Origin of the sequence: Gallibacterium faecale, from assembly GCF_027920745.1 — a bacterium.
In the GTDB taxonomy this organism is placed as follows: Bacteria; Pseudomonadota; Gammaproteobacteria; order Enterobacterales; family Pasteurellaceae; genus Gallibacterium; species Gallibacterium faecale.
Window position 1 is genome coordinate 1 of the sequence record NZ_JAQIBB010000039.1, and the last position, 21,799, is coordinate 21,799.

The 21,799-nt window shown below is 36.9% G+C and carries 22 protein-coding genes; 7 read left to right on the forward strand and 15 right to left on the reverse strand.

The window, feature by feature from the left end; all coding sequences use genetic code 11:
* Positions 1 to 77 precede the first annotated feature (77 nt).
* Positions 78 to 557: an SsrA-binding protein SmpB gene (gene smpB / locus PF272_RS02950; RefSeq protein WP_065233700.1), complete on the reverse strand. Its 480-nt coding sequence runs from the start codon at positions 555 to 557 to the stop codon at positions 78 to 80.
* A 144-nt stretch (positions 558 to 701) separates the two neighbouring features.
* On the opposite strand from smpB, the gene PF272_RS02955 reads away from it, so the two are divergent.
* Genes PF272_RS02955 through PF272_RS02965 form a run of 3 tightly spaced genes read left to right on the forward strand, consistent with a single transcriptional unit; the run spans position 702 to position 4,796 of the window.
* On the forward strand, positions 702 to 2,009 hold the full coding sequence (locus PF272_RS02955; protein WP_271141569.1) for an acetyl-CoA C-acyltransferase: 1,308 nt from the start codon (positions 702 to 704) through the stop codon (positions 2,007 to 2,009).
* Entirely contained in the window at positions 2,009 to 4,150 is a 2,142-nt protein-coding gene (locus tag PF272_RS02960; protein ID WP_271141570.1) for a 3-hydroxyacyl-CoA dehydrogenase NAD-binding domain-containing protein, read from the forward strand. The genes PF272_RS02955 and PF272_RS02960 overlap by 1 nt, the downstream gene beginning before the upstream one ends.
* A 10-nt stretch (positions 4,151 to 4,160) precedes the next feature.
* Positions 4,161 to 4,796 (forward strand): class I SAM-dependent methyltransferase, encoded by a 636-nt coding sequence (locus PF272_RS02965; protein WP_271141571.1) that lies wholly within the window; start codon positions 4,161 to 4,163, stop codon positions 4,794 to 4,796.
* A 20-nt stretch (positions 4,797 to 4,816) separates the two neighbouring features.
* On the opposite strand, the gene cpdA is transcribed toward PF272_RS02965, so the two are convergent.
* From cpdA to PF272_RS02985, 4 genes are all read right to left on the reverse strand, one after another.
* On the reverse strand, positions 4,817 to 5,644 hold the full coding sequence (cpdA, locus tag PF272_RS02970) for a 3',5'-cyclic-AMP phosphodiesterase (RefSeq protein ID WP_271141572.1): 828 nt from the start codon (positions 5,642 to 5,644) through the stop codon (positions 4,817 to 4,819).
* A gap of 140 nt (positions 5,645 to 5,784) precedes the next feature.
* On the reverse strand, positions 5,785 to 6,417 hold the full coding sequence (gene nudF, locus PF272_RS02975; protein ID WP_065237074.1) for an ADP-ribose diphosphatase: 633 nt from the start codon (positions 6,415 to 6,417) through the stop codon (positions 5,785 to 5,787).
* Between the two features lie 9 nt (positions 6,418 to 6,426).
* Complete coding sequence (psiE, locus tag PF272_RS02980) at positions 6,427 to 6,858, reverse strand: phosphate-starvation-inducible protein PsiE (RefSeq protein WP_271141573.1); 432 nt, start codon at positions 6,856 to 6,858, stop codon at positions 6,427 to 6,429.
* The gene (locus tag PF272_RS02985) at positions 6,855 to 7,574 is read right to left on the reverse strand and encodes a 4'-phosphopantetheinyl transferase family protein (protein WP_271141574.1); all 720 of its coding nucleotides are present in this window, start codon (positions 7,572 to 7,574) and stop codon (positions 6,855 to 6,857) included. Before PF272_RS02985 ends, psiE begins: the two co-directional genes overlap by 4 nt.
* Before the next feature lie 157 nt (positions 7,575 to 7,731).
* On the opposite strand from PF272_RS02985, the gene leuS reads away from it, so the two are divergent.
* The 3 genes from leuS to holA all read left to right on the forward strand — a co-directional run bounded on the left by leuS (position 7,732) and on the right by holA (position 11,944).
* Entirely contained in the window at positions 7,732 to 10,314 is a 2,583-nt protein-coding gene (gene leuS, locus PF272_RS02990) for a leucine--tRNA ligase (RefSeq protein ID WP_271141575.1), read from the forward strand.
* 100 nt (positions 10,315 to 10,414) lie between these two features.
* Positions 10,415 to 10,903, forward strand: coding sequence for an LPS-assembly lipoprotein LptE (locus tag PF272_RS02995; RefSeq protein ID WP_065233708.1), 489 nt, complete (start codon positions 10,415 to 10,417; stop codon positions 10,901 to 10,903).
* A gap of 3 nt (positions 10,904 to 10,906) precedes the next feature.
* The gene (holA, locus tag PF272_RS03000) at positions 10,907 to 11,944 is read left to right on the forward strand and encodes a DNA polymerase III subunit delta (protein ID WP_413789416.1); all 1,038 of its coding nucleotides are present in this window, start codon (positions 10,907 to 10,909) and stop codon (positions 11,942 to 11,944) included.
* A gap of 2 nt (positions 11,945 to 11,946) precedes the next feature.
* Here holA and mutT read toward each other — a convergent pair whose 3' ends face one another.
* From mutT to secM, 3 genes are all read right to left on the reverse strand, one after another.
* The gene (gene mutT / locus PF272_RS03005) at positions 11,947 to 12,351 is read right to left on the reverse strand and encodes an 8-oxo-dGTP diphosphatase MutT (RefSeq protein WP_271141576.1); all 405 of its coding nucleotides are present in this window, start codon (positions 12,349 to 12,351) and stop codon (positions 11,947 to 11,949) included.
* Positions 12,352 to 12,457: 106 nt separating this feature from the next.
* Positions 12,458 to 15,160, reverse strand: a complete 2,703-nt coding sequence (gene secA / locus PF272_RS03010) for a preprotein translocase subunit SecA (protein ID WP_271141577.1) — start codon at positions 15,158 to 15,160, stop codon at positions 12,458 to 12,460.
* Positions 15,161 to 15,235: 75 nt separating this feature from the next.
* Positions 15,236 to 15,565 (reverse strand): secA translation cis-regulator SecM, encoded by a 330-nt coding sequence (secM, locus tag PF272_RS03015; RefSeq protein WP_271141578.1) that lies wholly within the window; start codon positions 15,563 to 15,565, stop codon positions 15,236 to 15,238.
* Between the two features lie 96 nt (positions 15,566 to 15,661).
* Between secM and PF272_RS03020 the strand changes: the two genes are divergently transcribed.
* Complete coding sequence (locus tag PF272_RS03020; protein ID WP_271141579.1) at positions 15,662 to 15,982, forward strand: DciA family protein; 321 nt, start codon at positions 15,662 to 15,664, stop codon at positions 15,980 to 15,982.
* On the opposite strand, the gene PF272_RS03025 is transcribed toward PF272_RS03020, so the two are convergent.
* The 7 genes from PF272_RS03025 to PF272_RS03055 form a co-directional block, all read right to left on the reverse strand.
* Positions 15,969 to 16,853, reverse strand: coding sequence for a Dam family site-specific DNA-(adenine-N6)-methyltransferase (locus PF272_RS03025; RefSeq protein ID WP_271141580.1), 885 nt, complete (start codon positions 16,851 to 16,853; stop codon positions 15,969 to 15,971). The two genes, PF272_RS03020 and PF272_RS03025, sit on opposite strands and share 14 nt — an antisense overlap.
* Before the next feature lie 3 nt (positions 16,854 to 16,856).
* A complete protein-coding gene (aroB, locus tag PF272_RS03030; RefSeq protein WP_271141581.1) occupies positions 16,857 to 17,948 on the reverse strand; it encodes a 3-dehydroquinate synthase in 1,092 nt (363 codons plus the stop codon).
* Between the two features lie 33 nt (positions 17,949 to 17,981).
* Positions 17,982 to 18,509 (reverse strand): shikimate kinase AroK, encoded by a 528-nt coding sequence (gene aroK, locus PF272_RS03035; RefSeq protein ID WP_065233715.1) that lies wholly within the window; start codon positions 18,507 to 18,509, stop codon positions 17,982 to 17,984.
* 233 nt (positions 18,510 to 18,742) lie between these two features.
* On the reverse strand, positions 18,743 to 19,891 hold the full coding sequence (gene pilQ / locus PF272_RS03040) for a type IV pilus secretin PilQ (protein ID WP_271141582.1): 1,149 nt from the start codon (positions 19,889 to 19,891) through the stop codon (positions 18,743 to 18,745).
* On the reverse strand, positions 19,888 to 20,427 hold the full coding sequence (locus PF272_RS03045) for a hypothetical protein (RefSeq protein ID WP_271141583.1): 540 nt from the start codon (positions 20,425 to 20,427) through the stop codon (positions 19,888 to 19,890). The genes pilQ and PF272_RS03045 overlap by 4 nt, the downstream gene beginning before the upstream one ends.
* Positions 20,427 to 20,993 (reverse strand): hypothetical protein, encoded by a 567-nt coding sequence (locus tag PF272_RS03050; RefSeq protein WP_271141584.1) that lies wholly within the window; start codon positions 20,991 to 20,993, stop codon positions 20,427 to 20,429. Before PF272_RS03050 ends, PF272_RS03045 begins: the two co-directional genes overlap by 1 nt.
* On the reverse strand, positions 20,986 to 21,798 hold the full coding sequence (locus tag PF272_RS03055; RefSeq protein ID WP_271141585.1) for a type IV pilus biogenesis protein PilM: 813 nt from the start codon (positions 21,796 to 21,798) through the stop codon (positions 20,986 to 20,988). The genes PF272_RS03050 and PF272_RS03055 overlap by 8 nt, the downstream gene beginning before the upstream one ends.
* Position 21,799 lies beyond the last annotated feature (1 nt).

Here is a 21,799-nt window from a genome sequence, read left to right on the forward strand (position 1 = left end):
AATAATGCGATCTAATTGAAAGTTGAAAAAAGCCTTAATCTTCACGATTAAGGCTTTCTTTTACTACCTAATACTAACTAACGCCCTGCATTTTTCATAATGCGATCTTTCATTAATTTCCATTCACGTTCTTTAATATCTTCACGTTTATCGTGTTGTTTTTTACCTTTAGCAATACCAATCTTCACTTTAGCCCAAGCGCTCTTCCAATATAACGATAAAGCAACAATGGTATAACCATCACGATTTGACTTACCAAATAAAGAATCTATTTCTCTTTTACTTAATAACAATTTGCGTGTACGTGTTGGATCACAAACAACATGAGAAGAGGCGACATTTAATGGCGTAATATTGGCACCAAATAAAAAAGCTTCACCATGTTGGAAAATGACATAGCTGTCGCCAATATTTGCTTTTCCTGCTCTTAATGATTTAACTTCCCAACCTTGTAATGCCAGCCCAGCTTCAATTTCTTCTTCAATAAAATAATCATGTCTAGCACGTTTATTCAACGCTATTGTATTATCTTTCTTAGTTACTTTTTTCTTAGTCATTTTTTATATCCTGTCAATTTTGTTGGCTATTCTACCCAATCACTTTTGGAAAAACAAAGAAAAGCGTCCCTATTCCCAGTTATCGCTCTCTAGTATAGAATGCGCTACAATTTAGCAATATTATTTTAATATGATGAGGACATTATGTCTGAACAATCAATCTTAACTACATCTAAAGGGGCTAGAGTTGCCGTTGTTGATGGACTGCGAACTCCTTTTATTAAGCAAAATACCTTATTTAAAGAGGCAAAAGCGAAAGATCTTGGGGCTATGGTGGCGAACGAACTTTTAAGCCGTTTAGCGATTCCCAAACACAAAATTGAACAAGTGGTATTTGGGCAAGTTATTCAAGATCCCGATATTCCAAATATCTCTCGTGAGATCTCCTTACTACTAAATATGCCTCATGCGCAATCTTATACTGTTAGTAGTTCTTGTCCAACTGGATTACAAGTTTTAGTCAATTTAAGTAATAGTATCTTAATGGAAAATGCACATTATGCGTTAGCTGGCGGTGCAGACTCATTATCTAATGCACCAATTCGTTTAAATTCTCATTTAATTCAGTTAATCCGAGAAATTCTTGCCGCTAAGAGCTATGAAGAAAAATATCGCCTTTTCCGCCAAATTAGTTGGCAAGATCTCAAATTACAAGCCGTTAACCTTAAAGATCCATTAACTCAATTATCTCTCTCTGATGTTTCAGAACAGATGGCGCAAGATTTCCATTTAAATCGCCAAGAATTAGATGAATATGCTGCTCGTTCACATCGTTTAGCCTATCAAGCTTGGCAAAGCGGAGAGTTACGTCAACAAGTTATGGTTTCTTTTCCACCACCTTATGAAAAATTCGTGGTTTCAGATAACCAAATTGAACGTAATCCAAAACCAGAATTATTTGAAAAATTTAAACCGTTTAATGGTAAAAACTATGGTACTGCTACCGATTGGAACACATCTCACTCTTGTGATGGTGCAGCTGCGGTCCTATTGATGAATGAGCATACTGCTAAAGCAGAAGGATTAAATATTCTTGGTTATATTCGCCACTATACAATGACAGCAAATGATGTCTGGAAAAATATGTTTGTTGGCATTACTCATTCAGTAGCCAAAGTATTAGAAAACGCCAATATGCAGTTAAGTGATTTAGATCTTATTGATTTCCACGAAACGTCATCCGCTCAGATCCTAGCAAATTTAAAATTACTCGAATCAGATACGTTTGCACGCCAACATTTAAATCGTTCAACCGCTATCGGTTCTGTCGATATGACTAAATTTAATATTCTCGGTGGTTCAATCGCTTATGGTAATCCACGTGCTGTCAGCAGCTTAAGATTAATCATCCAATCTTTATATGCATTAAAACAACGCGGTGGTGGTACGTCTTTAATCGCTTCTGGTGGTTTAGGTGGTATTGGTGGCGCTATGATTTTGGAGAGTGAATAATGAATACGTTACAAGAAAATCAATTATCTCCATTTACATTAACTATTGATGAACAACAAATTGCTTGTGTGTTGATTAATGTCCAAGATAAAAAACGCAATACATTATCAGCTAATTTCGTTGCTCAACTTGATCAGTTATTAACTTCATTACCCGCTAGTACGAAAGGATTAATTATCCAATCTGCTAAAGAGAATAATTTTATTCAAGGTTTTGATCTTAATAGCTTAGTTGATAAATCCGATTTGCAATTAGAAGCATTTATTAATCAAGTTCATCAATTAATTGCTAAAATTCAGAACTTACCTTTTCCAACTATTGCCGCAATTCATGGAGCTTGTTATGGCATTGGCTTAGAAATTGCATTGGCTTGCCGTTATCGTATTGCATCAGATGATATAAAAACACAATTTGCTATGCCACAAGTACGTTCAGGTGTTGTTCCTTTTGCCAATGGGATCTCACACCTTGCTGAACGCGTTGGTTTAAAAGCTGCCCTCTCATTCTTACTTTCCGGAGATAAATTTGATGTTCATACGATGCAATCATTAAACTGCATTGATGAAGTTGTGCCAAAAAGTTTACTCTTACCAACAGCATATGAATATTTTTCTAAGCAAACTTTTGTGGCAAAAACCCTTTCTCAAACTGCATTAGTATGGCAAAAAATCCAAGGACACTTGCACAATAATCCGCTTACTCGCCATATTTTGTTTGATGCAGCTGAAAATAAAGAATGGTTAGGTCCTGTCGATAATTATCCTGCAATGGCAAAAATTATTGATATTTTAAAACAACCTACATATCAACAACGTTTAGAGGCAGAAAAAAACGCCTTTATTGCCTTATTTAATAGCGAAAATTCTCGTGTATTGCGCAACCTTGAACAAACTAAACGTGCAATGCGTATGCAATATGAAACTCGAGGCAATGTTCGTGATGTCAATAAACTCGCAATCATCGGTGGTGGTTTTATGGGAGCAGGAATTGCGTATATTACTGTACGTAATGCTAAAATTCCTGTTCGTATTAAGGATATTCACCCGAATGGTATCACCAAAGCTTTACATATGACTCACTCTTTACTGCAACGAGAAGTCAGTAAAAAATTAATTTCTTCTGGTGAAATGCGACAGTTGATGTATTTGATTTCTGGTGGCGAACGTTTTCTCGCTGCACCTGATGCGGATTTCGTCATTGAAGCAGTGTATGAAGAGTTAGAGGTCAAACAACGTGTATTACGGGAAAGCGAAGTGTTTTATGGTGAAAATACTATTTTTGCAAGTAATACCTCAACACTTTCTATTGCTGATATTGCAAGTGAAGCAAATCGCCCAGAAAACGTGATTGGTTTCCACTATTTCTCTCCAATTGCACAACGCAAAATGCTAGAGATTATTCCTCATGCCAAGACATCAGAAAAAACCATTGCAACCGCTATCCACTTTGCAATTCAACAAGGCAAAATTCCATTGCTGGTTGCTGATAAACCAGGATTTTTCGTTAACCGCATTTTAATTCCATATTTGCTAGAAGCTTTCTACTGCTTATGTGACGGTGAAGCGGTTGATTTTGTTGATCGTGCTTTACAAGAGTTCGGTTTTGAAGTCGGTCCATTAGCTATGTTAGATGACTTTGGCTTGGATTTACTCGCCAAAATGTTACCAAACTTAGAACAACATTATGGTAAGCCTTTTGCGGTTCCTGCTAAACTTGGTAATTTATTACGTGATGATCGTAAAGGACGTAAGAATAGACGTGGCTTCTATCTCTATAATTCACAAACTGATGAACGTACCATGGTAGATAAAAGTATCTATTACGTGATGGAAACCATCTCTGAAAATAACCTTGAGTCAGAACAAGTGGTGCGTCGCTGTATCTTAATGATGTTGAATGAAGCTGCTCGTTGTTTAGAGGAAGGCGTTATTAGTAGTCCAGAAGAAGGCAATATGGCTTCTGTATTAGGTGTGTTCTTCCCTGATTTCCGTGGTGGTATTTATGCTTATATGCAACATATTGGTGCAACTTCCATTGTGAAAGCGTTAAATGAACACGTCAACTTGTATGGCGAACGTTTCCAACCTTGTGAATGGTTGTTGAATCAAGCAGCACAAGAGCAACAAACCTTAGCCCATTAAGGAGCATAAAATGGCATCTGCAGCGCGTTGGAATCATTACAGTAAAATCTATAATTTTTTCCTTCAAGCTGCAGATAATATGCGCCAGAGCCAATTTGCCTTACTAGACCAACAGCAAATATGGCATCATTCTCCGCTGAATATCTATATTGCAGGAGCGGGTACAGGATTAGATTTACCCTATCTGGCAACACGCCTTAAGCCAAACAGTCAGCTCACATTAATCGACTTTTCTGCTGATATGCTAGCAAAAGCAGATAAGCTCATTCAGCAGCAACAATACCCTTGGCAAATTACGACTAAGGTTGGACGAGCAGAACAAAGCGAACTAGCGGATCAAAGTTGTGATCTTGTGTTGCTACATTTAGTTCTCGCTGTAACATCAACACCACAAGAACTACTTACTGAAATTGTGCGAGTTCTTAAGCCAAATGGCATAATTTCTTTGTGGGATAAATTTTTACCTGATGGGCAACAAGCTTCGTTTTGTAGGAAAAGTATTGATAAGTTTACTACAGCACTAGGTACAACAATCAATCTACGTTTACAAGATCTGATTGCACCATTGCCATTGACAATAGAACAACATCAATTTTGCCATTGGGGCTTAATGCAACAAGTAGTATTACGCAAAACTACCACGTAATACCACTTTTGCCATTTTATTTAATAACCACTCATATTATCTTTTGGTAAAAAGACTTTCTCTTTAATACGCTGCACTTTTGTTTCAATACGACCATCTGGGTGTAGAGTAATTTCACGCCAACCTGGTTGTAAACTATCTAAAGTAAAATGCGCGCAATCTGGTTTAAACTGAATACAGGTCGATGGTGTCGCAAACACAGGAATACCTTGCCATTGTGCATTCACCTCTTGGTGAATATGTCCATAAAAAATACCTTTTACTTTTTTATGTTTAGCCAACACTTCAGAGAAGTCATATGGATTTCTTAAATTATGCTGATCTAACCAAGCAGAACGCGTTGGTACCAAATGATGATGCAAAACCACTAACGTATTACGCTCAGGATACATCAATAGATGATGTTCTAACCAAGCTAATTCATCTTCACTCAACATACCATGTGGCACCCCGTATAACTGGCTATCTAATAATAAAACTTGCCAATGTTCACCGAGTAATAAGTGTTTATGTGGTTGAATGATCGCTTTATATACATCAAAAACAGCTTCCATTTTAGGTTGGAAGTCGTGATTGCCTGGAATCCAGAAAACTTTTTTCCCTAATTGTGCAATTTCTTTTACGAAACGATGATATCCCTCTTCACTACCATCTTGCACAAAGTCCCCTGTTGCTAAAATAAAATCGCTCTCAAAGCCAGAACTTTTAATTTCGCTTAATACCTGCTGGAAACTTGCAAATGTATTAATGCCTAATAACTCACTCTCTGCATCCGCAAACAAATGAGGATCTGTCACTTGGAGCAACCTTATTACACCAGCCGATTCATCTTGAAAAAGATCTGACATAATGCCCCCTAAAATAATTTAAACTCCTTTTTACTACTTTAGACATTTAAATAAAAAAGTCAGTAGGCAAATAGTAAAAATGTTAGTTTACGCACATTTTTTAATAAAATTTTTTCGGAATTGTTTGCTGTATCACAGATTTACTGCCATATTTTTTGCAATTTTCCATAATTTAATTGTAACCATTGCAAACCAATTACTGCGACCCCATTGTCAATTTTACCTGCCTCTAGCCATTGGTATGCTGTTTCTCTTGCAACCACATGCACGCGAATATCTTCATTTTCTTCTGCTAACCCGTGAATACCACCCACTTTACTAGAGTCAACACGTCCAGCAAATAGATGAATCCGTTCCGACATTCCACCCGGACTATCCCAGAATTGCATAATAGGTAATATCTCTGTTAACTGTACACCAGCTTCCTCTTCACTTTCACGTACAGCAACCTCGTCCGGTTTTTCACCCGTTTCAATCATTCCGGCAACCAATTCTAATAACCACGGCGAAGCTGAAGATGTTGCATCAATTGCACCAATACGAATCTGTTCTACTAAAACGACATTATCTCGTTGCGGATCATATAAAACGACTGCGGTAGCTTCATTTTTGGTCAGGACTTCCCTCGTTACCACACCACTCATTTCACCTGAAAATAAGCGGTGACGAAACTGCACTCGTTTCATGGTATAAAACCCTTTAAATACCACTTCATCATGTAACATTTCTACATCTTGTTGCCCATATTGGCGGATAACGGTTTCCTTTGTCATATAACTCTCCTATTTTCTCTTTTCCGCAATATTAGCTAAGAACAAAGCACCTACCATTAATAAAATAGCTGCTGATATTGCTAAAGTACCTAATGCACTTGAATGATCAACAATAATTAAACGAATCATTGCCGTGATCCCGATATATAAAAAATAACGTAATGGGAAATGGAATCCGGCATTAAAATATTTCACAATTAAAGCTAAGAACTCAAAATACAAGAAATAAACCACAATACGTTCTGCTAACACATACGCTATCGTAGTATCACTTGCTTTCAAAACTAAAATTTGTCCAAGTTCAAAAGTTTGTTTCCCTAATAACACCACTAAGATCACCGATAAAATGATCAAAGCAGCATTCAAGATCCACTGCAAAATATTGGCAAACTTTAACCCAAATTCATGTTGGTTATAATGTTTAGATGGTTCCTCTGTCATGCTTGCTCCCGATTCACAACCAAATAACGATTAAATTTTGTTATAACTTGCGCTAACTTATGGTTATCCCATTGATAACAATAACAATGTTCCTCTCTATAATCTTCTACATAACAAGCCAAATAAAAAGGAAGTGTTGATGTAAATAACAGTGTCCCTGCTGGTGCATCACTGGTACTAAATCTCTGTTGTGTTGGTTCAAACATCACTTTAGAGATAGCACCAATACCACGACCCTTTGCTTTTAAAATCGCCTCTCTTGCACACCAGCTTAAATAGAAAGCCTGTTCTGGATGTTGGCATTTCTGCCACCACTTGAGCTCTTCTTCTGTCGCATAATACGCCAATAATCGAGCCAAATTACGTTGTTTTTTTGGGTGTTCTAGATCTATTGCAACTACGCTCTGATATTGTCTGCGTTTAGTTAAAATCACTGCAACCCAATCCCCAGAATGGCTTAAATTAAAATCAAACGTTTGATTAAGCAAACAAGGTCGCCCATTTTCACCACGAGTTATGCCTTGAATAAAAACGCGCTCATCACCAATCTGCTTTAATAATTGCCACAATAAAAAATAAGCTACTTGGCGTTGTCTTTGTTTCTGTTCAGGCAACGCTGGCTGCTGAAATTTAATCTCAGAATAATGACAAGGTGGCTGTAAGTGAAAAGGGTAGATTTGCTGGATATTTCCCCAAGCAATAAAAACTTCAGACATAATAGGATCATTGTTCACAACATAGTGCAAGTGTACTCAAATTCATCGCTAATACCAATAATATTTCTATTAATTACCCGCATTTTAAGCTATTCTATACCACATTTTTTAATTCTAAATATTAACTTAATTATCGGTACTAATAGGACAACTTATCATGCAAGAACAATATCGTCCCGACGTAGTAGAGAGTCGCATTCAAAAATTCTGGCAAGACAACAAAACCTTCAAAGTTCAACAAGATCCCCAAAAAGAAAAATATTACTGCTTATCTATGTTCCCTTATCCATCTGGTCGTTTACATATGGGTCACGTGCGTAATTACACCATTGGTGATGTAATTTCTCGTTATCAACGTATGAATGGGAAAAATGTATTGCAACCAATTGGTTGGGATGCCTTTGGCTTACCTGCAGAAAATGCAGCAATTAAAAATAAAGCAGCACCGGCGACTTGGACTTACGACAACATTGAGTATATGAAAAACCAACTCAAAATGTTAGGGTTCAGTTATGATTGGGATCGTGAAATCGCAACCTGTAAACCAGAATATTATAAATGGGAACAATGGTTCTTTACTGAGCTTTATAAAAAAGGATTAATCTATAAAAAAACCTCAACAGTAAACTGGTGTCCAAACGATCAAACTGTGTTAGCCAATGAACAAGTGAATGATGGTTGTTGTTGGCGTTGTGATACTCCAGTAGAACAAAAAGAAATTCCACAATGGTTTGTGAAAATTACTGATTACGCAGAACAATTACTGCAAGGTTTAGATCAATTACCTGATTGGCCTGATCAAGTCAAAGCAATGCAACGTAACTGGATTGGTCGTTCAGAAGGGGTAGAAATTACATTTAAAATGCAAGACAGTGATGAAACCGTGACTGTTTATACTACTCGTCCAGATACATTCTATGGTGTGTCTTATCTTGCAGTTGCAGCAGGGCATCCACTTGCAGAGCAAGCCGCGAAAAATAATCCAGAACTCACAAAATTCTTACAAGAATGTCGTAATACCAAAGTTGCTGAAGCAGAATTAGCAACAATGGAGAAAAAAGGTATGTTCACAGGCCGTTATGCATTACATCCAATTACAGGCGAAGCGGTACCTTTGTGGGTCGCTAACTTTGTGTTAATGCATTATGGTACTGGTGCCGTTATGGCTGTTCCAGCTCACGACCAACGTGACTATGAGTTCGCTCAAAAATACAACTTACCACTAAAACCTGTGATTACCCCTACTGATGGTAGTGAATTAGATCTTAGCAAAGCCGCTTATACCGAACACGGTATTGCGATTAATTCAGCTGAATTTAATGGTTTAGATTTTGAACAAGCTTTTAATGGTATTGCTGACAAATTAGAAGCGATGGGGGTTGGCAAACGCCAAGTGAACTATCGTTTACGTGACTGGGGTGTTTCTCGCCAACGTTATTGGGGCGCACCAATTCCAATGATGACTTTAGAGAATGGTGAAGTTGTTCCTGTTCCATTACAAGATCTCCCAGTAATTTTACCTGAAGACGTGGTAATGGATGGGGTACAAAGCCCAATTAAAGCCGATCCTAACTGGGCGAAAGCAACCTATAATGGACAATCTGCTCTACGTGAAACAGATACCTTCGATACCTTTATGGAATCCTCTTGGTATTATGCACGTTATACCTGTCCACAATACCAACAAGGTATGTTAGATAGTAAAGAAGCCAACTATTGGTTACCAGTTGACCAATATATTGGAGGAATTGAGCATGCCACAATGCACCTACTCTATTTCCGTTTCTATCACAAATTATTACGTGATGCTGGCTTATTATCTTGTGATGAACCTGCTACCAAACTACTTTGCCAAGGAATGGTATTAGCAGATGCATTCTATTACACCTCACCAACCAACGAACGTATTTGGGTATCTCCAACTAAAGTGAGTGTAACACGTGATGAAAAAGGACGAATTGTTAAAGCAGTTGATCCTGAAGGTCATGAATTAGTACACGCTGGTATGACAAAAATGTCTAAATCTAAAAATAACGGGATCGATCCACAAGAAATGGTGGAAAAATATGGTGCAGATACCGTGCGTTTATTTATGATGTTCGCCTCACCAGCTGAAATGACCCTTGAATGGCAAGAATCTGGTGTTGAAGGGGCTAACCGTTTCCTTCGCCGTTTATGGAAATTAGTCTATGACTATCAACAACAACCAGCAACAACCTCTATTGATGTGACTGTACTTAATGCTGAACAAAAAGCATTGCGTCGTGATTTACATAAAACTATCGCAAAAGTAAGTGATGATATTGGTCGTCGTCAAACTTTTAATACAGCCATTGCTGCCGTAATGGAGTTAATGAATAAATTAACTAAAGCATCTTTAGCAACCGAACAAGACCGTGCGGTAATGAAAGAAGCATTAAATGCTGTGGTGAAAATGCTTTACCCAATTACACCACATATCTGCTTCCAGTTATGGCAAGATCTTGGTAATGAAGATGTGATTGATTTCTCTCCATGGGTCGTTGCTGATGAAAAAGCAATGATTGATGATGAAAAACTTGTTGTGGTACAAGTGAATGGTAAAGTTCGCGGTAAAGTGACTGTACCAGCTTCCGCTTCTGAAGATGAAATTAAAGCTGCTGCTATGGCAGACGAAAATGTACAAAAACACTTAGAGGGTTTAAACATTATCAAAGTAATTTATGTTCCAGGTAAATTACTCAGCTTCGTTGCCAAATAACAAGTTATTTAACTAATCAAGTAGTGCCATATTCAATGACTGAAATACGACTCATACAATATTTCTATGAATATGGCACTCTATCTGTAAAGGAATCCCTATGAAAAAGCTAAAACACATTTTTACTTTATCATTAACACTGTTGCTATCTGCTTGTGGATTTCATTTTGCCAATGATGAACTTTCCAAAAACACCTTTAAAGAGGTGCAATTAGAAACAGGTGATAAATATAGTGATATTGCTTTAGCGATGAAAAAAGAGTTGCGTTCACGTGGCGTTACGTTAGTCGAAAAAGGTAACACACCAATTTTACATTTAAATGGTGTATCGACTAATGACACTGTTGCTTCTGTGTTTAAGCAAGGACGTGAAGCTGAAAGCTTATTGACATTATCTGTTAATGCTTCCTTACAAATGCCTGATAACAAACGTTATCCAATTAATGTTCAAGTTTCACGCACATTCTTCGATAACTCACGTGCAGCTTTAGCAAAAAATGCTGAACAACGTACTATCTGGAGCGATATGTACCGTCAGGCAGCACAACAAATTTTGGTAAAAATGATCAGCATCCAACAACAATATTAATTTATGATAGTAAGGATCTTTGCCAATAAATTAAGCTATTCTCTCCAACAGCAATCTTATCTTGGTTATTTGCTTGTGGGGCAAGATCCTTTACTTTTGGAAGAAAGCAAAGCTACGATTCTGGAATTTGCTAAGCAACAAGGTGTCGAGCAAAAACAAGAACTTGTTATTGATACTAGCACTGATTGGTCACAACTCTTCAATGACCTACAAACATTTGGTCTGTTTTCTAGCAAGCAGATCTTTTTTATCACGTTACCAGAAAATCTCTCCACTACTTTACAACAACAGTTACAACAATTAGTTTCACTCTTACATTCAGATACGATCGTTGTATTACAACTGGCAAAACTCTCATTAGCGATGGAAAAACAAGCTTGGTTTATAGCTTTAAACCAACTCGCTATTTTGCAGGTAAATTGTCAAACACCACCAATAGAGCAATTACCACAATGGATTAAACAACGTGCCACAATGATGTCACTTAATCTTGATCCTGCTGCAATTGAATTACTGGCTTACAATTATGAAAATAATTTAGCTGCCTTAAAGCAAGTTTTACAGTTAATGCAACTGCTATACCCTCAACAAACAATTACACCGTTAAATGCTAACCAATGTATTGAGCAATCTGCTGTATTCACGCCTTATCAATGGGTTGATGCAATTTTACAAGGTAAAGGCTATCGGGCAGCGCGAATCTTAGAACAATTACATAATGAAGGGGATATTCAAGCTGTTGTTTTATTAAGAATCTTACAAAAAGAGATATTCTTATTGCTAGAACTAGGTACTGAACCGCAAGCAAAAATTTCGCCTCAACAGCATCTTTCTGCGATTGGTGTAAAAGAACGCTTTGATCACTTACGCATCTGGAAAAACCGTCGCCCTTTTTACCTTAATGCGATTCAACGTCTTTCCTATCAACAGATATACCAATTAATTCATCAATTAACGGCATTAGAAAAAGAACTCAAACAAAATGCAGATGCCAATGTTTGGCAATCATTACAAGAAATTGCCATTAATCTGGCAAGTTAAAATCACTCTTCTGCTTCAGCGAGTAATCGTTGGATAATTTTTACATTCGCTGGCGGAAACTGCCCTATATCCAGTTGTTTTTGCTCTAACCAAAATCCTTCTTGTCCTTCACGACCAAAAGGTTCCCCTACCCACTCTTCAACTAAATAAAAATAGAAAGAGATAATTTTTTGTGGATACTCAAATTGGAAGTGTTCATACAATTTTGTATTAAGTACAAAAATACCCACCTCTTCTTCAAGCTCTCTTTTTAGTGCTTGCTCTGGTGTTTCACCTTTATCGACTTTTCCCCCTGGAAACTCCCATGATTGAGCAAAATCTTTTCCTTCTAAGCGTTGAGTAAGATAGATTTGTTTGAATTCATTACGAATAATTCCTGCAGCAACTTTAACTAACGGCTTTTTCATATTTTCTCTCTTATTGCTTAATCCTATTTCATCTTGTTGATAAAAAAGCTGTACACATCTCCTGATAATGTACAGCTTCTCTGTTATCTAAAGCAAATTAAAAGTGCTATTTAATTTTGCCACAACAGTGTTTATATTTTTTACCCGAACCACAAGGGCAAGGTTCATTACGTCCGATTTTACGTTGTGATGTTCCATCTTCGGCTTGTCCTGACTCACTGTGGTATTCTACTTGTGCTTGTTCCGCCATTTTTGCAGCAGCCGCAGCAGCTTGAGCTCTCGCTTGTTCCGCTGCTTCGATCTCTTCTTGTGTACGAACTTGGACTTTCGTCAAAATACTTACCACATTAAACTTCAAGGTTTCCAACATATCCGTAAACATTTGGAAGCACTCTTTCTTATACTCTTGTTTTGGATCTTTTTGTGCATAACCACGTAAATGGATACCTTTACGTAAATGATCCATTGCAGAAAGATGTTCTTTCCAAAGTTCATCTAATGTTTGTAACATCACACCTTTTTCGAAATTACGCATGGTTTCAGCGCCAACCATCGCTTCTTTCTTCTTATAATCTTCAACTGCAAGTTCAACAATACGTTCACGCAATGTTTCTTCATGTAAGTTGTGATCTTCGTCCAACCATTTTGCAATTGGTAAATCCATATTGAAATCCGCTTTTAAGCGTTTTTCTAATCCTTCCACATCCCAAAGTTCTTCGAGAGATTGTGGTGGAATATATTGATCAATCACATGATTAAATACATCTTGACGGATCACATCAACAGTTTCAGAAATATCATCATTTTCTAATAATTCATTACGCTGTGCATAAATCGCATGACGTTGGTCATTAGCGACATCATCAAATTCAAGCAAATTCTTACGACCATCAAAGTTATGGGCTTCGACTTTTGCTTGTGCAGAAGCAATAACTTTGGTCAACATTTTCGATTCCATCGCCTCGCCTGGCTCAGAAAATGCTTTACGCATCAGATTTAATTTACCTTCATTCAGGTAAATTCGCATTAACGCATCATCGAGTGATAAATAGAAACGCGAAGAACCTGGGTCACCTTGACGACCAGAACGACCACGAAGCTGGTTATCAATACGGCGTGATTCATGACGTTCTGTACCAATAATGTGTAAACCACCTGCTTTCATTACAATATCATGGCGTTCTTGCCATGCTTGTTTAATCGCTTCAATTTGTTCCTCAGTTGGATTTTCTAATTTAGCTATTTCCGCTTTCCAGTTACCACCTAACACAATATCTGTACCACGACCAGCCATATTCGTTGCGATTGTTACTGCACCTGGATACCCTGCATCCGCTACAATTTCCGCTTCTTTAGCATGGAATTTCGCATTCAAGACATTATGTTTAATCCCTTCTTTCTTCAAAATATCAGACAGTAACTCTGATTTTTCGATAGACACTGTCCCCACTAACACTGGTTGTTGGCGAGCAATACAGTCTTTAATGTCTTCAACTATCGCTTTGAATTTATCTTCTTCGCTCTTAAACATTAAATCTGTACGGTCATCACGAATCATTGGCTTATTCGTTGGAATAACAATAGTTTCTAAGCCATAAATTTGTTGGAATTCAAACGCTTCAGTATCCGCAGTTCCTGTCATTCCAGCTAATTTTTCATAAAGACGGAAGTAGTTTTGGTAAGTAATTGAGGCCACAGTTTGGTTTTCGCTTTGAATCTTCACGCCTTCTTTTGCTTCAATAGCTTGGTGTAAACCATCAGACCAACGGCGACCAGCCATCGTACGTCCTGTATGTTCATCAACGATCACGATTTCGCCATCTTTCACAATGTAATCCACATTACGTTCAAACAGAGAATGTGCTCTTAATGCAGCATAAACGTGATGCAACAAGGTAATTTTTGCAGGTGAATAGAGTGATTCATCCTCTTTCATTAACCCAGCTTCCATCAATAATTTTTCAATTTTAATCTGACCACGTTCCGTTAAATATGCCTGTTTGTTTTTTAAATCGACAGTATAGTCACCATCACCTTGGAACTCTTCACTATCTTCTTTTTCTTGCTTAATTAAATGCGGAATTAGCTTATCAATAGCGATATATAACTCAGAACTATCCTCTGCTTGCCCCGAAATAATTAATGGCGTACGCGCTTCATCAATTAAAATAGAGTCCACTTCATCGACAAGTGCATAATGTAATGGGCGTTGGAAACGTTCTTGCATACTGTGAGCGAGATTATCACGTAAATAATCGAAACCTAGTTCACTATTAGTTGCATAAGTGATATCCGCAGCATAAGCAGCTCGTTTCTCCTCAGGCAACATACCTGGTATATTTACGCCAACTGTCATCCCAAGAAATTCAAACAGAGGACGATTGGTTTCCGCATCACGGCGAGCAAGGTAATCATTGACAGTAACGACATGAACTCCTTTACCCGTTAAGGCATTTAAATAACATGGCAAGGTAGCAGTTAAGGTTTTTCCTTCCCCTGTACGCATTTCAGCAATACAACGATTATTTAACACCATTCCCCCAATTAACTGCACATCAAACGGACGTAAACCTAAAACACGTTTACTTGCCTCACGTACAGTGGCAAAGGCCTCTGGTAATAATTGATCTAAGATTTCACCTTTTTCTAAACGATCACGAAACTCTGCTGTTTTTGCTTTTAATTCATCATCTGAAAGTTCTGCAAATTTAGGTTCTAATTTATTAATTACGGCTACACGTTTATTTAAACGACGTAAAATACGGTCATTACGACTACCAAAAATTTTTCTTGCAATAGCTGATAACATAATAATTTCTTTTTCTTGTTACAAAATCATACTTGCTGACGTACAAGTCAGCACACCAAAATAATTATATACAGATTAAACTTGGTAAGTTGGTCCAGCACGGATTAAGATCTGATAACGATTAATTTGTTGCCACTTATTTTGTTGCATCGCAACAAAAACAGGCTGAACTTTAATCTTTTGGCGAGAAATAACGATCTGTTGTTGGGCTTTCCGCAATAACAAAAAGTGAGAATTAACTTGTTGCTGTTGGATTGCTGAAACAGTTTGATTAGCTTCTAATGGAATTGTTGTCGTGTGGGTTGGCTGTTCTGCGTAGATCGGTAGAAAGAATAAGGTTAATAACCCTAATAAAAGCCGCTGCCATAATGCTTTTTTTCCGACCTTGGTTAATTGATAATCCACAATAATAAACCCAACAAAACCACTAAAAATAACAAGTTACGATTATAGAATAATTCCTCTATAATGTCATACAAATTGCTGTAATAAGGTATGCAGATGGCAACAAACAAAGACGTACGCAATCAAAAAGTGATGAATATAAATGATATTTTGCAGCGTTCTTCACTTTCAACCTTGATAGAACAACACAATCAACTACAACAATTCTATCTTGATATTGAAAAATTAATTCCTGCCCAATTTCAGGGAAAGATGCGCCTCGCCGATCAATCCGAAAACAAGCTACTTTTTCATGTCGCTAATGGCATTGTTTACCAAAGTTTGTTGTTTCAACAGGCCCAACTACTAGCCAATATTCAGAAAAAATATCCAAAAATTCAGCAGATTGAATTTAAAGTCATTCCTAGCTTAGGATAGAGTTGTTTTTTGCCAACCACTTTTCTATCTTAGCGCGTGAAAATACAGCAATAAGTTCTTTCACTTTTACCCGTCGTTCACTGGATTGGCTAATCGAGCGTTGTACATTAATCTTACGAATCTTTGCCCCTTGATATAAAGCACGCGTAAAGCTTGTATCATGATTTGAGATCAATACGGTTGCATTCTGTCTTAATGCTGTCATTCGCGCAAATTCAGCTAATTGCTGTTGTTGCTGTAAACTAAATTCATTACCAGCATAACGCGTAAAATTTGATTCTTGTTGTAACGGTGCATAAGGTGGATCACAATACACCACACTTTGCTCCGTTGCTAATGCAAATGTTTCTTGGAAAGAGGCGCAAATAAACGTAGCCTGTTGAGCCTTTTCTGCAAAATATCGCAATTCATTTTCTGGAAAATAATGTTGGCGATAGGCCCCAAATGGCACATTGAATTCATTATCACTGTTATAACGACATAAGCCATTAAAACCAAAGCGATTTAAATAGAGAAAAATTGTTGCCCGCCGCCAAATATCATCACTACGATTAAATTCATCACGTAACGCATAATAACGTTGTGCTGTATTCGCTTCTGCATGAGCAAAAAGAATTCGTGTTTCTTTGATATATTGCTCAACATCCGTCTTAACTAATTTAAAAAGATTGATCAGATCTGGATTAATATCGGCTAATAGATATTGTTCAAACTCACTATTCAGAAATACAGTTCCAGCACCAACAAAAGGCTCAATTAATTGCGATTTTCCTTGTGGATAAAGGCGCTTAATTTCATCAATTAAGCGATATTTACCACCAGCCCATTTTAAAAACGATCGATGTTTTGGCGAATGTAGTTTATGTGACATGGATTAATTGGTTTGAATACAATCTTGAATCACTTGTAACACTAACGATTTATCAACATCCGCAGTCACATATGCTCTACCAAGAGATTTTAATAAAATTAGACGCAATTTACCGGCTAACACTTTTTTATCACGCATCATATGCGGTAAATAATCTTCTGCCGTCATTTGTTCTGGAGAAAAAATTGGTAAGTTCGCTGCGACTAATAATGCTTGCAAACGGGCAACATCTTGTTGTGTAAGATCACCTAAACGATGAGATAAATATGCAGCCATCATCATTCCTGTTGCAACCGCTTCACCATGCAGCCATTCACCATAACCTAGATGTGCTTCAATCGCATGACCAAAAGTATGACCTAAATTGAGTAACGCACGCTCACCTTGTTCGGTTTCATCTTTTGCGACTGTATCCGCTTTTAATTCACAGCAACGTTGAATACAGTACTGCAATGCCTCTGCATTTAATTGCATCAAAGCAGTAATATTCTGTTCCAACCAAACAAAAAAGGCATTATCTAAAATCGCACCATACTTAATGACTTCCGCCAAACCGGCACTTACTTCACGAGCTGGCAATGTCGTTAGAGTATTGGTATCAATTACCACTTTTGCAGGTTGATAAAACGCACCAATCATATTCTTACCTAATGGATGATTTACTGCTGTCTTACCACCAACAGAAGAATCCACTTGAGCTAATAATGTTGTTGGTACTTGAATAAAACGTACTCCACGTTGGTAAGAGGCTGCTGCAAATCCAGCAACATCACCAATTACCCCACCTCCCAAAGCTAAAATTGTCGTATCTCGACCATGTTTTGCTTCAAGTAATGCAGTAAAAATTAAATTTAATGATTCTAGCGTTTTATATTGCTCACCATCTGGTAACAACACTTCACTGACTTGACAACCAACTTGGTGTAATGCTGTTTTTACTGTTTGTAAATAATGGCTTGCCACAGTTGGATTGGTAACAATCATCACTTTGTCACCAGACTTTAAAGGATAGTAACTACTTGGTTCTGCTAATAATCCACTTCCAATACTGATTGGATAACGTCTTTCTTTAAGTTCTACATAAACATCTACCATTTTTCTATCCTTTAAAGTTAATGTATCAACTGATTAACCAGTGAAATTCTCTAACAAATCAATGATGTTATTTGCCATTAACTTAGCACTTTGATCATCAGTTTGTAAGGTAATATCCGCAATTTCTTCATATAAAGGCGTACGGATTTTCGCTAAATCTTCTAATACTTGACGAGGATCTTCAACACCTTGTAATAAAGGGCGTTTCTTATCACGTAATGTACGTTGGTGTTGTTTTTCTACTGTTGTTTCTAAATAAATAACAATCCCACGAGCGGAAAGATGATTGCGATTTTCTTTTGACATTACCGCACCGCCACCAGTAGATAACACAATACCTTGACGTTGGGTTAATTCATTGATGATTCTCTCTTCTCTTTTTCTAAAGCCTTCCTCGCCTTCAACATCAAAAATCCACCCAATATCAGCCCCTGCTCTTTGCTCAATCTCAGTGTCTGAGTCCACAAAATCCATACTTAATAATTGAGCAAGTTGACGTCCAATCGTACTTTTTCCTGCTCCCATAGGGCCAATTAAAAAAATATTTCTTTTTTCTGCCATGTTTTTATCGTTCTAAATGATTTAAAGATAAATGAATAGTTTGATCTTTGAGTGTGCGTAACTGAATCTAAGTTACTCATTATGTTGTTTTTACTGCAAAAGAAAAAGAATACCGAAGTATTCTTCTATAATCACAACACTCAAAAGATCCCCAAGACCTCGAATGTTCATTGAGATAGCGCGATATTATCTCAATAAATAGGCGCATTTTTCAACCTTACATTCAATTTTTATCAAAGTTTATTCGAATGGATAAATACGTCTTTGCGTTTCTGATAATTTTCTAATGTTTCCGCAGCATTATGAATAATTCTAGGTGTAATAAAAATCACGAGCTCACGCTTTTGATGGCGTTCTGTTTTACTACGAAATAACTTACCTAATCCAGGAATGTCCCCTAACAACGGCACTTTATTTTCTCCTTTTCCCATTAAGTCATGGAAAATACCCCCTAAAACTACGGTTTCCCCATCTTTCACCATCACTTGTGACTGTACTTCTTGCTTATCAATCGTCACCACTTGCCCTGCACCATAAGGAATTGCAGCCCCTGCAGAATTTTGTGTAACAATCAGATCTAATGCAATCATTCCTTGATGCAATATTTGTGGCGTTACCTCTAACCCTAAAACGGCTTCTTTAAACTCAATATGGGTACGACTACTTCTTTCATTATCATCTTCTATCACATAAGGAATTTCTGAACCTTGTTTAATCACAGCTCGTTTTTGATTGGAAGTTAATAGATGAGGACTAGCAATAATTTCTACATTGTTTTCTTGTTCTAAGGCTTTCAACTCAAGATCTAATAATCGTCCATGAATTTTGGCGACTTGTAGTGCAATAGAAGCTGCTTCCGAACTGGTAGCAAAATTGACATTGAGGTGCGTATTCAAATTCTCTACACCAAAACTATCCAATTTGGCAGCTACTTTATGAAAATTTTCTGTTTGTCCAAAAATACCCCAACGTACACCTAATTCCTGCAAACTTTCATTATTGATTGTCACAATCCGAGCTTCAATTGCTATTTGTTCCCCTGGTTTATCTAATTGCATAATTAACTTTCTAAAACGTTCAATCTGTTTTTTATCTCCTTTCACTAAAATCAAATTATTCCTAGGTTCAACACTAAATCCCGATAACGCAGATAATAATCCGCCACCATTTTCATTGAAAACTTTAGCTAATTCAGTTACTTGAATATATTTTACTGCAATAGCTTCATAGTCATCTAATGACATATCTACACCTGTTACAACTGGATCATTCTCCATAAAACTTGGCGTGACAGATTCAAAAAAGGGATCATTAATTGACGGTTTAGCGATGCTCATTATTGAAATCACACTACACAATAAACAGATACTTAATTTATTCATACACGCCTCATTTCAGAAAATAACTGGATTGATATATGTAATCGTCCATACCCTGTTGCATCAGAATCACGTTCGAGTCGAATGGATGAAATTGCCCACTCAGCAAAAATGGATTGGAATAACAGATCAAAATTTGCAATAAAATCTTGGAAAGAGGTATATAAATGCAAATCAACTTTGAGCAAGTCTTTATTACTCATTTGCATATCAAAATGGATCTCTGTGTCCTGACTAAGTTGAGTTAGCTGCTGATGTAAGGTAGCAATCTTTTGGGTATTACTTTGTGTATCTTGTTGTTCACTCACCTTCTTTTGTAAAGCTTGCAGAATGTTTTGTTGCCTCTGCTCCGCTATTACCAGTTCAGCAATCGTTGCTTTTAATTGAGAAAATCGATAATCAGAATACCAATTTTGCCACACCGGATAAGCCAATATTACAAATAAGGCGATCAACCATAGTAACAACAACCAATAAGTTGGCAAATACAAAAGATACCAATAGATTCCTTGTGGATATTTTGTTGCTCGCTTTGACATTAATTGTCCTCTTTCTTATTGAAACGCAACGTAAAATTGTACTGTTTCTGTTGATTTTGGGTTAATGCACTCGGTTCTAATTCAATAGGATAAGGCCAATGGGATAATAAATATTGCTGTAAACGATAGAAGGTTTGTTGATCAACATTCTCTCCCATCATCAAAAAACTTAACTTCTCTTTCTGTTCTATAGCAAACGGACTAATATCAATTTGTGCTAGCAATAAACGCCCTTTATCTAACGGTATTTGCGTTAATGACTGCACAAAATGCACAATATCTTGCAAAGGGACTTTTGCGAGTTGTAGTTGATGGCTAAGAAGTTGTCGCTGTTTTTGTTGGGCGGATTCTAATTGCTGTAATTGCATCACTAACTGTTGTCGCTGTTGATCTAACAGGATATATTCCTGACTCTGCTGGCGTGTATCACGTAATAAAGAAAACCATCCTGCTATGGACAATATCAAAAGTAATAATAATAAAATCATTAAGGTACGAACTCTATTAGCGTAATACTGCTGTCGCCAATTAAGTAAATTGATTTCATTACTCTGATAATCAAACATTTTGCCCCCATAACGCACACCCTAAACAGATGAATTCACTCACAGATATCTTTGGTAATTGTTGAATAAGATACTTTTCACTAACCGAGGATAAATCTATCTGTTCCATATCCTGGTCTTGAAAAACAACAATCGTATTAATTGTTTGGTTTAGCTCTGTAAGATATTTCTCTAGATTAAAAGTAATATTTTCTTGTAAAACAAAAATATCCGTTTTTTGTGGTAAATCTAAGAGGAGAATCAATGACGTGGTGAAATAACAATACAGTGTATTTCCTACGGAACAATTCGATGATAAATGACGAAAAGCTCTTAATAATACTCGAGGAAACACATCCAGTACCCCCAGTTTCAGTGGTGCATATTTAGCGATTTCTTGCTCAGCATATTCCCGTCTTACTGCATAAATCTCTAAATGTTGTTGCTGATAACAATAATCAAACCAAACCTGCTCACGTTCTATTGGTAATTCATGTTCTAACAGGTGGTAAACCTGCTGCTCGATCGCATATTGAGTTAATGTTTGTGGATAGTAATAACTTTTTCGCCAAATTAAATGAAAAGGTAACACAGATACAAACCTAACATAACGTAGATCAAGCTGATATTGATCAATTAAATATTGTTGTAAGCTATTAATATTTTCTACATAACCAGATTTAACCTCAAGCTCTTTACTTAAAAAAGAATAGTAAAAACAACCAGATAAATAAAAAATACCTATATTAATTGTTTGTTTTTTACCTTTTTTTCGTGGAGGAAATATGGCTTTCATCGTATAATCATCACCCAAATTGAAAAACATA